We start from the raw sequence: 10,955 nt of genomic DNA on the forward strand, positions 1-10,955 counted from the left end.
ATTGAAGCCATTCATAATCAACTCAATACTTATAGCTATAAGTATTGAGTTGAAGTCTATTACAATAAATTACTTGATTGAATTTACAACAAAGTCCAAAACCTTATCACCTGATGATTTATAGGTTAAATCGAATAAAGGCTTTGGCTTAGTGATCATGCCGCGTTCTACTATTTCAGAGACGACATTGAAATCAAGTAACCCTGTTTTACCCACCAATAAATTATCAATAGAGCTTTCTTTAGCGAGGTTTAAAACATCTCTGAAACCTTTTAAATATAAATAATCTTTAGTAAAGCCACCGCCCCTATATACTCTTGTTGTTAACGTAAAAGCAAACTCCTTGTCTAAGTTAAATTCATTCATTAAGGCGTGATATGTTTTAACAAAATCGCCATGCTCCAACATGTATTGAACGGCAATAACTCTTAATGCAATTGTTTTCAAGCGTTTAGTAGTTAAGCTGCCTGAACAATACTCGCTATATAATGCAATGCCTTCTTGGGTATGCGTATTGCCTGCTAAGCCTAAACTAAAGACTTTGAGTGGATGCTTTTTCGCATTAATCGTGGTTAACATGTGAATACCAAGCTCATGATAAGCAAATGCATGCAATTCTTTTTGAGTAAAAAGTGCTTCCTTATTAATTAGCAACAAGGCTTTCTCATTATTTACCATAGCTTTAGCGACTATTTTAGCAGATTTCTCTATTTTACAATTAAGGCCCCACTCTTTTGCCTGAGACTTAAAATAATCAATCGCACCATCAGCACCCAATAGTTCTTCATTTTTCTCAAGTTCATCATCATTCAAATGCAGAAGAAATCGAGCATTGGCAATATCGCTTGGACTAGGTTCTCCGTAGTACTTTAATGAGTTATAAACAAAATCATCTGTACCAATTGTTGTTAATAGATTTATTTTACTCGCTAAGTTATCAATTACATGACGATATAGCTGTTGAATATCAGCATCATTGATTTCACTCACGGGTAAGTTGTACAAATTTTCTTTAAATTTATACGGGTCAAGATTGAGCTGCTTGTAATTAAAACTCGGTGATACATGGCTATTTTTTTTAAGAAACTTATTTCGTTGAGCGATCAAATTTACAGGATTAATAAAATTCAATGTTTCAATACTTTTGCACAATGAAAATAGCTTCTTATCTAAATCTAAAACTTCAGCACTAATTGTTGAAGATAATATATCAGCCTTTTGAGTTTTTTTTCTTTTGCCGTACCTACGAACAAAAAATGCGGCAGTTTCACTAATGGCATTTTTAAATCCAGCTTTTAACTCTTCTAAAACTAATGGATAAAGTTCACCAGATGCTTCATTCATAAATACTTTTTTAACTTCAGTAGGTAATACCAAAGTATTGTCAAAATGAGCATTAATATGCGTGATTAAATAGCCTCTACCATGAAATATTTCATCCGTTGCCGCTCTTACATTTAAATTTGGCAATTCAATTTTATTAAGTTGTTTTTCAAATTGATTAACAACATTCCCCCAACGTTCTACGTCAATTTGACCTCCACCAATATTAAAAGTAGGAGAGTCTTTTTCTATGCGTTTGTAATTATAGGAATGAATATCAAACACTATCGCATTGTTAAATTGCTTTTCGATAACAGTGACAATTGCTTCAAGCACGTTATAAAAAGCTTGATGTTTACTATGACTTTTTGCACGTTGCTTCTGAGTTAAAGGTTTTTGCCAAACTTGTTTATTCCATGCGGTTTTAAAATAGGTTGATAAAGTTTTTGCTCGGTTTAAATCATACTCAAATCGCGAGTCATTACCTATAATCTGAATAGGAAAAGAAGATATTAACTCATCTGTATACGGATCTTCTTCATAAAAACGTTCTTCTTTTGACAGAAGAAATGTTTTTGTTAGATCACTACGTAGACGATGACCATTATGAATAGCAGCACAAATGATAGGGGCATATTCGTCTATTTTGATAATAAAAGCGCCATCGTCTACTTCGGCATGAAAGCATTCACCCTTTTTAATTAAGGTAATACATTCTTTCTCAGACAACGTGCGCATCGTTTATTGCCTTTCTAAATTCGTTTTTACGTTGGGCTAATGCTTCTTTTGCATTAACAACACTCTCAACAAAATCAATAACTTTCTTTTGTAATTTGGTGTTATTTAGCTTGTTAATTCTCATGATGCCACCAGGGCTTTGGACATTAACTTCAATTAATTTTTCATTGATCACATCAATACCGACAAAATATAAACCGTCACGAACAAGTTTTGGCCCAATATGCTTACAAAGTGCTTTTTCATTTTTAGTTAATGTATGCTTTATAACTGTGCCACCTGCATGCACATTTGAGCGTACTTCGTTAGAAGCAGGAACGCGCTTCATAGCACCGATTGGCTCACCGTTTAACATTAAGATTCGGACATCTCCTGAATCTGCACCTTCTACATATTCCTGAAGAATTACGTAATTACCGCCTTTACCATTGTTAATATAAAACTCCAACAAAGAATGAAAGCTTTTCTGAGCATGCTTTTCAACTAAAATAACCCCTTGACCACCATAGCCATCTAATGGCTTCATGATCATTTTTCCAGATGCAGAATCATTCAATACGTCAACTAAGTATTCAGGTGTTTTAGACACATGCGTAACGGGTATAAAATGATTAGCAGGGTCATCGAAAGATGCCGTATATAACTTAGTATTAGCTATCCGTAAGCCATCGATATCATTCATGATAAATACATCTTCACGCACTGAATCTAAAAAATTTAAAGTAATAGGGTCAAGTGGTGGATTTGCTCGCATAATGATGGTGTCAAAACCAGCAAGAGGAAGTCGAGATTTTTTAAATTCTGCCTTTTTGTAAAAAGACATAATATTTGTTGGGGTAGCTGCCCCTTTTTTAAAAACTTGACAAAAAGCACTGGAAACAGAATCTCGCATCGTTAAGTTATGCGGAGTGGCAATAGCAACCGTATGATCACGTGATACGCACTCATGTATTAGCCTTAAGGTAGAGTCTGTTTCGGGATCAATTTTATCCCATGGGTACATTAAAAAAAGAATGTTCATCGAGCGGCCTATAGATGTAACATTCTGAATATCAGATATGATTCATTCAATAATGTTACATTAAATAAGTGGTAAGAATGCTCATTTAATATTTAAATGAGTTAGTTACATATCAGTTGTCAATAGATCTGGTGAGATTAATCCCAATCACCATAATAATCATCTTCGAATTTTTTAAGTCGCCTTTCTTCCTGCAACTGTTCAATTCTTTGCTTAGCTAATAAATTACGTTTATAGTTAGCTTTGCTATTTTTTCCTACGTTTAACCCTGAATTCAATTCAAATTCAGCAATATCATTACTTAGGTCACTAGAAGATTCTTCATTATCAAAATCCAGCTCTTCAGAAGAAGACTCGTCAAAATTCGGATCAATAGCCATTAGTCTTTCACCAAAAGATATTCATATTAAAATCGGATAATCTACGTTTTTTCTTACAAAGAAAAGTAAAACATTTTTAAGTTAACGATAAAAATATTTTACTTTAAGGGGGCTGAAATTATAAAGGGCAATGCTAAGGGGTCATTATTGCTGGTGCTTCAGGATCATCTTTTCTCAGTAGTTGCTTAATTTCAATAATACGCTCTTCATTTTCATTCTCTTTATGAAACGCGCTGAAAATTTCTCGTTCAAATACGGGCAAATTTTCCACTTCAAATAGTGTTCCTTGCTCAATAAATGGTCGTGCGAGCATATCAGGAAGATACGCACTACCACCGCATTGCAACATCAGATCTAATGCAATTCTCGCTGTGCTTGTTCTAATTGCAGGGATGGATATTCCATTAACTTCTTTTGCATGCCAGTTAATGAAGCTTGTTCCCCAATCAATCATAATATAGCGTTGAACGTCTGAGGGTTTTGAAATTTCATTTTGAAAAGTGGTCACAGGAATTAATTTGAACATGTGCAGAGGCTCAATTTTTAACTCTTCCACTTTTGGAGGATCAAATAATATGGCTACATCTAATGTTCGTTCAAGTAATTGCCTCGTTAATTGTTCACGTGACAAGATTTCTGCAATTAAGCTAACTTGAGGCTGGTTGATATATATTTTTGATATCGCATCATGAATATAAACATCCCAAGTATTTGGGGTGCCTGCAATAGAGATTTGCGCTACTTGTTCTGAGGCTAACGCTACATCTTGTTTAGCCATTCTAAGCGTATTAAGCATATTTTCAGCATGAGGAACTAACCTTTCTCCAGCTAATGTTAGCTGTATATTATTACGAGCACGGTGAAATAATGGTACACCAAAATACCTTTCCAATTGGCGAACCCTAGTACTAATTGCTGCTTGAGTAAGGTAAAGGTTTTCAGCAGCCTTACCAAAGTGGCGACAATCTTTAACTTCTAAAAAGGTTTTAATTAATTCTACATCCATGATGTTATCTCTTATCGTTACGATAATTATTATTTGTTTTACAGCTTACTCAGATAGCCGCATAATCCGCCAAAATATATAGACTGTCAACAGAGATACATATGAAGTTAATACACGGTTTTATTGCTGAAGGACCTTTTTATGATGACGCGCATTTTCCGAGAGGTTTTAGTAAATCTGGAAATTTTACCATCGCTGAATCTGAATTATTAACTCAGGTTGGAAAGCGATTGTTTATGTTAGAACAAGGTTTTAGCAAGCCTAAAAATGGCGTTGAAGAGCAATTTGTTCAATTTTGTAAGGCGCAGCATGAAGGAGCGCTTGAAGGACAAAATAAAGTTGAACTATTGTGGCAAAAATATAAGAAACTAACCAAATTTCAGCCTTTTCATAGTCTAAATGGACATACCTCCAATTAAACCTCCTCGATAAAGGAGATTCTTTTCTTATCAACTTTGATTTTGTAATATCACTCACTATTTCAAAATAAGATTAGTATTGTGTTTTAATGTTTCTATGAACGCTTTGGTGGCTTAGTTCACATTCAGCCTTAGCGATTCATTGACAGAAGTAATCATCAAAAAGCTCTTGTTTTTATCTATGGAGGAACGCCAGCTTTAGTATCATAGCCGACGTCAATTTTGTTGAGTATTAACCACCATTTTTGACCGCTTTAGGCTCAAAGTTGCCATCTAAGAATAAATAGCGAAAGTCTGCTATTACCACTTTATCTAAACCTTAAGTTCTCACGTGATAATTGCTCAATCGATTTACAACCCATAAGTCGCATATCTCTTATAAGTTCTTCATGCATTAAGCCAAGCATACGTTCTACACCTTGCTGACCAGCAGCAGCGAGAGGGTAGAGATACATTCTACCAACGCCTACGGCTTTTGCGCCTAAAGAAAGCGCTTTAAGTACATGGGTTCCACGCTGTACGCCACTGTCAAAAAGTATGTCTATTTTATCGCCGACAGCATCTACAATTTCTGCCAGTTGATCAAATGAGCTTCTTGAACCGTCGAGTTGACGACCGCCATGATTTGAAATCACGATACCTGTACAGCCAATATCAACCGCTTTCTTCGCATCTTCTACGGTCATAATGCCTTTTAAGCAGAACTCACCATCCCAATACTTCACCATATCTTCAACATCTTGCCAGTTCATTGAGGGGTCGAGCATGTTGGTAAAATAATCGCCAATTGAGCTACTGCTATTGCCCATGTCTAAGTGTGCATCTAGTTGCGGCAAACTAAAGCTCTCATGTAAAAGGTAATTAATTCCCCACATTGGTTTCATGGCAAATTGCATCATTCCCCCTAGTGTTAGGCGAAAAGGAATAGAAAATCCTGTACGTAAGTCACGCTCTCTATTTCCTCCGGTGATGGAATCAACGGTGAGCATCATGACTTTCACACCTGCTGCTTTAGCTCGCTGCATCATGGCAGTATTAAGGCCACGATCTTTATGAAAGTAAAACTGATAAACTTGCGGTGTGTCTACTAGTTTAGCTATTTCTTCAAGGCTTACTGTCCCGAGTGATGAAACGCCAAACATAGTGCCAAACTTCTCCGCAGCTTTGGCCACTGCGCGTTCACCTTGATGATGAAATAATCGCTGTAATGCAGTGGGTGAGCAATAGACAGGAGTATCAAGTTTTTGCCCCATAACCGTGGTTGATAAATCAATATCTTTAACGCCAGTTAATACGCTTGGTAATAAGTCACAGCCTTCAAATGATTCAGTATTACGACGGTGTGTTGTTTCGTCATCAGCACCACCATCAATATAGTTAAATATTGGGCCAGGTAGTCGATGCTTAGCAAGTTTTCTAAAATCTTGAAAGTTATAGCACTGGTTTAAACGCATAGTTTTTTACTCCACATAACTTAGCAGCACGAACAATTTCTTTTGTGCTTGTCTGTTTTACCAACACCTGGATTAAATCGGTTAGTTGGGTCTAATTGCTGATAAAAAGCTTTTACTCCCTCTTCAGCTTCATAAAGGTGGCCGACATTGTGCTCTGCAGGGTATTTAGCCCCACGAGAGTCCAGTAGTGCGAGCATTTCTTTTTTAACTTGTATAGGGTCGACACCTTTTTTAAGGACGTAATCTTGATGAAATACATAGCAGAAGAAATGTCCATAATATAAAGACTTGTCTATTTTACTGGCAATGGACTCTGGCAATTGTTCCACCCATAAAGGATCGTTTCGCTTGAGGGCGATATCTAATGCCAGTATATCGCCAAGGGTATTATCATTAAGTGTTTGATAGCGTATGGCGGCACCTGCTGCTGCAAAGCGTTGCAAGTAAGCTTTTGCTGTTTCTTCTTCATTACAGACAAAGTAGTTGCCTGCCTCTGGGTTTCTTTGAAAGTATTCAGCTAAAAAGTGTGATGCTTCTTCAATACCTTCATCACTCATTTTTAAAATAAGGTGATGCTCGTACTTGTTACGAAAATCCAGCATACGTTCTGGCAAATGTTGTGGAAAGCATTGACTAACTCGCTGCATTACTCTGTCAGTGGCATACTTTGGCAAGAAGGGCGCTTTGTTTAACGTTGCATCAATACGGCCTTTTAAGGCGAACATTTTGGGTAATTTATCAGTACCTAAATGCTGAATACTTAAAAAAGTATCTTTGCCATACTTTTGCGCAATATCAAAAATATCTCGATGCATATATTCACCCACTTCAGGGATATGCTTAAATTGACTTAAAATATGACGGCGCAAGTGAGTAAGAGTGTCGGGATTATTGGTGCCTATATAATAAGTTTGCTCTTTTTTAGCAACGTCGAAGGTATCTAAACGTACCGCAAAAACTGCCACTTTTCCGGCGCAACCACTTGACTCATAAAGGCGTGTCGTATCGGCATTGAAACGACTCGGTGTTTCGGCATTCACGTCTCTTAAGCGTTCTATGTAATCATTGGCGCTGGCTTTTTCTGTTGTTGCTAATGTTTCAAGAGTGAAGTTTTCTGACTCTAAGTTATTGAGGATCTGTTCAGGATTACTGCCTAAATCAATACCCAAATGATTAACGAGTTTTAATTGTCCTTGCTCATCGACCCAAGCGTATAAAGACAATTCAGTGTAAGCGGGGCCTCTTTTTACTAGAGCACCACCCGAATTATTGGCAATTCCACCGACAATTGATGCACCTAAACAAGAGGAGCCAATAACAGAGTGAGGAGCTCTGTTTAGTGGCTTAAGCGTCTTCTCTAAGGTATGTAGCGTTGTACCAGGAAAGCTGACAACTTGCTCGCCATTACCTAACACTAGCAACTTGTTCATCGCTAATGTATTGATGATGACAATTTCTCTATCATAATCGTCACCATTAGGTGTTGAGCCTTCAGTTAGGCCTGTATTAGCTGCTTGCATAATCATAATGCAGTCGGCTGTTACACAGCATTCTAAAACTTGCCAGAATTCATATAAGGTATTAGGAAAGACCACAGCTAAAGCGCTTCCTCCACCAGATCGCCAACCAGTGCGGTAATGCTCAGTATTTTTTTGACCAACACGAACTTTGGTTTCACCCAGAATGTTAGTTAAATTAGCTAATAGCTGTGTATTGTTCATTTATTTCTCCGGCACTACTGTGATCGACTTTTTTTAACTTAATGGGCCACTTATTTTCATAACATAGAGTGCAAACAGGGTAAGTGCACCAGCAAATAATACGTAATAGATGGTCGGTAAAATAGTTTTTCTTAATGTAGCACCTTCTTGTCCTAATAACCCTACCGTCGCACTGGCAGCAACAACATTATGTATGGCAATCATATTACCTGCAGCTGCGCCTACGGCTTGGGCAGCAATGATCAGAGCAGGGGACAATTGCAAACTCACAGCAGCTTCAAACTGGAATTGGCTAAACATCATATTAGATACGGTATTTGAGCCAGCTATAAAAGCGCCCAATGCACCTATGGTTGGGCTAATAAGAGGAAAAGCATCACCAAACCAGGTTGCAAACATCTGTGCACTCGCCATCGGCATGCTTGGCAGATCAGACAAATTTACACCCGAGTTAATAAATAATCTCACCATGGGAATAGTAAACATTAATACAAACCCAGCGCTAACTATGGTTTTACTTGATTCGTTGAATGCTTTAGTTAATGCTTTTGTTCTGTTGTTAGGAGTACCTTGTAATAAAATTGCGGCAATTGCTGCGATAATCAACAAACCACCAGGTAAATAAAGGGGGCTAAATGAGGTACTGATGCCAACCTCGCCTAAAATATTGGTAAACCCTAAACTCACACCTGATAACATGGCTTTAAATTCAGCAAAGACTCGAGAGCAAACCAGAAGCGCTGCCACTAGTAAGTATGGCAACCAAGCAATAGCTTGTGACATAGGTTTGTCTGTTGTTGTTTTGTCTTCGTTAATTTCAAGCTTGCCTAACCACTTTTCTGGCCATAAAGATTTATCAGTAAATTGCCATGTTTTTTTAGGCATTAAAAAGCCTTGCTTAGCAGCAGTTACCACAATAGCCATGCTCACTAAACCACCCATAAGTGAAGGAAATTCAGGTCCTAAAAATATTCCCGTTAATGCATAAGGAATGGTAAAAGCAAGACCCGCAAAAATAGCAAATGGCATCACTTCTAAGCCTTCTTTCCAGCTACGATTTTTTCCGAAAAAGCGCGTTAGCATCATTACCATAAGCAATGGCATGAAAGTACCGATAATGCCATGAATGATGGCAACTTCAGAGGTAATTAACTGTAGATATTGCTCCCATGTCCAACCTTGTGTTGCTAATTGTGCTTCAATGGCAACAGTATCTAACCCTTTATTTACGCCAATAATAATGGGCGTACCTACAGCGCCAAACGATACAGGAGTACTTTGGATCATCATACCCATTAGCACTGCAGCAACGGCAGGAAAACCAATCGCTACCATTAATGGTGCGGCAATAGCAGCAGGTGTGCCAAATCCAGAAGCACCTTCAATGAAAGTACCAAAACACCACGCAATAACAATGGCTTGAATTCTTCTATCGGGTGAAACATGGGTAAAGCCTTGACGAATAACTGCAATAGCACCAGTATTTTTAAGGGTGTTTAATAGGAATATAGCGCCAAAGACAATCCATAATACAGAAATTGTGATCCCCATACCTTGCATGATCGACGCGAGGACTCTGTTGGCTGACATGTCCCAGACAAACAGTGCTAGAAATGCGGTAGCAGCTAGTACAATGGGCATTGCCTTTTTGGCAGGCCAATGCAGGCCAATTAAGAGTATTGCTGAAAGTGCTATAGGAACTAATGCTAATAAGCCTAGAGTTAATTCACTCATCTTTCTTCTCCTTATCATTATAATTATATGTTTAGCGCTTCTGTTTGCAGTACTTGTTTTCAGTGTTCTTATGGTTGTTGTAATAATTAAACAAACAAAAGTTACTTGAATGTACAATGTTGTGGACTATTGATATATATTGATAAAAGACAATGTTTTTTTCCTTTTTTGACATAATTAAGGTTTCGAATGATTAAAGCAGATGATATTTTTCTTTTTGTTCAAGTAGTTGATGAAGGCTCATTCTCAAAGGTGGCTGATAAACTTGAAATGACAAACTCTGTAGTGAGCAAAAGAATTAGTCGATTGGAGCAAGAAATTAATGTGCAACTGTTCTATCGCACAACAAGAAAGCTCACATTAACTGATGCAGGCAGAGCACTTTATGGTAAAGCAAGACTTGCAAAACAAGCTTTGCAAGATGCTCAAGATACGGTTACTGGTTATGGTGATGCTGTTCGAGGAAAAATTAAAGTTACCGTACCTGTGGTGTCAGCACATATTTTGTTAAGTGCTTCAATTGCTGATTTTTGTAAACTGTACCCAGATGTTGAAGTAGAGTTATTCGTCTCTAATCGGATGGTCGATATCATTGATGATGGCTACGATTTAGCTATTCGTACAGCAGATTTAGAAGACTCGTCGCTCATTGCCCGACGATTAATTGATTCTCACTGGGTGGTTTGTGCAAGTCCTAGTTATTTAGAAAATCATGGTACGCCAGTTCATCCGAGTGAACTTAAAGATCATCAATGTTTGATATATAAATATGAAGGTGTTGGGCCAGATAATTGGCAATTTCAACTAAATGGCGAAGACTGCTATATACAGGTTTGTGGTCGGTTTCATGCTAACAGTTTAGAATCGATTAAGCAGGCTTCATTAAATGGTTTTGGCATTTCATACTTACCTAAAATTTTAATTCATGAGGAATTAGCGCAAGGGAAGTTGCTATCATTATTAAGTGACTATTCAACGAAAAGACTGGGGATTTATGCGGTTTACCCTCGCTCAAGGCAACCAGATAAAAAGCTAAACTTATTAGTTGAGCATTTGAGAGAAGCTTTCCTTAATCGAAAAGGTCATTTTTATTAAACCTTTAGCAGCAAATTTTCAGGTGCTAGTTAGCTGTCATGATTAACAAGTCAATATCGATAAC

9 protein-coding genes are annotated in these 10,955 nt (G+C 37.4%); 2 read left to right on the plus strand and 7 right to left on the minus strand.

Annotated elements, in window-relative coordinates; translation table 11 throughout:
• Window positions 1–69: 69 nt before the first annotated feature.
• The 4 genes from EPA86_RS17260 to EPA86_RS17275 all read right to left on the minus strand — a co-directional run bounded on the left by EPA86_RS17260 (window position 70) and on the right by EPA86_RS17275 (window position 4,468).
• Window positions 70–2,061 (minus strand): flavohemoglobin expression-modulating QEGLA motif protein, encoded by a 1,992-nt coding sequence (locus EPA86_RS17260; protein WP_140605635.1) that lies wholly within the window; start codon window positions 2,059–2,061, stop codon window positions 70–72.
• Window positions 2,045–3,082: a glutathione synthase gene (gshB, locus tag EPA86_RS17265; RefSeq protein WP_140605636.1), complete on the minus strand. Its 1,038-nt coding sequence runs from the start codon at window positions 3,080–3,082 to the stop codon at window positions 2,045–2,047. The genes EPA86_RS17260 and gshB overlap by 17 nt, the downstream gene beginning before the upstream one ends.
• 137 nt (window positions 3,083–3,219) lie before the next feature.
• Window positions 3,220–3,462, minus strand: coding sequence for a hypothetical protein (locus tag EPA86_RS17270; protein WP_140605637.1), 243 nt, complete (start codon window positions 3,460–3,462; stop codon window positions 3,220–3,222).
• 133 nt (window positions 3,463–3,595) lie between these two features.
• Window positions 3,596–4,468, minus strand: a complete 873-nt coding sequence (locus tag EPA86_RS17275) for a LysR family transcriptional regulator (RefSeq protein WP_140605638.1) — start codon at window positions 4,466–4,468, stop codon at window positions 3,596–3,598.
• A gap of 101 nt (window positions 4,469–4,569) precedes the next feature.
• Here EPA86_RS17275 and maoP point away from each other — a divergent pair, with 101 nt between their 5' ends.
• Window positions 4,570–4,887: a DUF413 domain-containing protein gene (maoP, locus tag EPA86_RS17280; RefSeq protein ID WP_140605639.1), complete on the plus strand. Its 318-nt coding sequence runs from the start codon at window positions 4,570–4,572 to the stop codon at window positions 4,885–4,887.
• Window positions 4,888–5,195: 308 nt separating this feature from the next.
• Here the strand turns inward: maoP and EPA86_RS17285 are convergent, their stop codons facing one another.
• The 3 genes from EPA86_RS17285 to EPA86_RS17295 are packed head-to-tail and all read right to left on the minus strand — an operon-like array spanning window position 5,196 to window position 9,796.
• The gene (locus tag EPA86_RS17285; protein ID WP_140605640.1) at window positions 5,196–6,341 is read right to left on the minus strand and encodes an alpha-hydroxy acid oxidase; all 1,146 of its coding nucleotides are present in this window, start codon (window positions 6,339–6,341) and stop codon (window positions 5,196–5,198) included.
• A 20-nt stretch (window positions 6,342–6,361) separates the two neighbouring features.
• On the minus strand, window positions 6,362–8,062 hold the full coding sequence (dld, locus tag EPA86_RS17290) for a D-lactate dehydrogenase (protein ID WP_140605641.1): 1,701 nt from the start codon (window positions 8,060–8,062) through the stop codon (window positions 6,362–6,364).
• Between the two features lie 33 nt (window positions 8,063–8,095).
• Window positions 8,096–9,796, minus strand: a complete 1,701-nt coding sequence (locus tag EPA86_RS17295) for an L-lactate permease (RefSeq protein ID WP_140605642.1) — start codon at window positions 9,794–9,796, stop codon at window positions 8,096–8,098.
• Window positions 9,797–9,985: 189 nt separating this feature from the next.
• Between EPA86_RS17295 and EPA86_RS17300 the strand changes: the two genes are divergently transcribed.
• A complete protein-coding gene (locus EPA86_RS17300) occupies window positions 9,986–10,891 on the plus strand; it encodes a LysR family transcriptional regulator (protein ID WP_140605643.1) in 906 nt (301 codons plus the stop codon).
• Window positions 10,892–10,955: the final 64 nt, after the last annotated feature.

Source organism: Litorilituus lipolyticus (genome assembly GCF_006439335.1).
Lineage (GTDB): Bacteria > Pseudomonadota > Gammaproteobacteria > Enterobacterales > Alteromonadaceae > Colwellia > Colwellia lipolytica.

What these genes read in the sequence shown, in the direction of transcription:
- EPA86_RS17260 (WP_140605635.1), bottom strand. Translation starts at nt 2,061, where the DNA reads ATGCGCACGTTGTCTGAGAAAGAATGTATTACCTTAATTAAAAAGGGT.
- gshB (WP_140605636.1), bottom strand. Translation starts at nt 3,082, where the DNA reads ATGAACATTCTTTTTTTAATGTACCCATGGGATAAAATTGATCCCGAA.
- EPA86_RS17270 (WP_140605637.1), bottom strand. Translation starts at nt 3,462, where the DNA reads ATGGCTATTGATCCGAATTTTGACGAGTCTTCTTCTGAAGAGCTGGAT.
- EPA86_RS17275 (WP_140605638.1), bottom strand. Translation starts at nt 4,468, where the DNA reads ATGGATGTAGAATTAATTAAAACCTTTTTAGAAGTTAAAGATTGTCGC.
- maoP (WP_140605639.1), top strand. Translation starts at nt 4,570, where the DNA reads ATGAAGTTAATACACGGTTTTATTGCTGAAGGACCTTTTTATGATGAC.
- EPA86_RS17285 (WP_140605640.1), bottom strand. Translation starts at nt 6,341, where the DNA reads ATGCGTTTAAACCAGTGCTATAACTTTCAAGATTTTAGAAAACTTGCT.
- dld (WP_140605641.1), bottom strand. Translation starts at nt 8,062, where the DNA reads ATGAACAATACACAGCTATTAGCTAATTTAACTAACATTCTGGGTGAA.
- EPA86_RS17295 (WP_140605642.1), bottom strand. Translation starts at nt 9,796, where the DNA reads ATGAGTGAATTAACTCTAGGCTTATTAGCATTAGTTCCTATAGCACTT.
- EPA86_RS17300 (WP_140605643.1), top strand. Translation starts at nt 9,986, where the DNA reads ATGATTAAAGCAGATGATATTTTTCTTTTTGTTCAAGTAGTTGATGAA.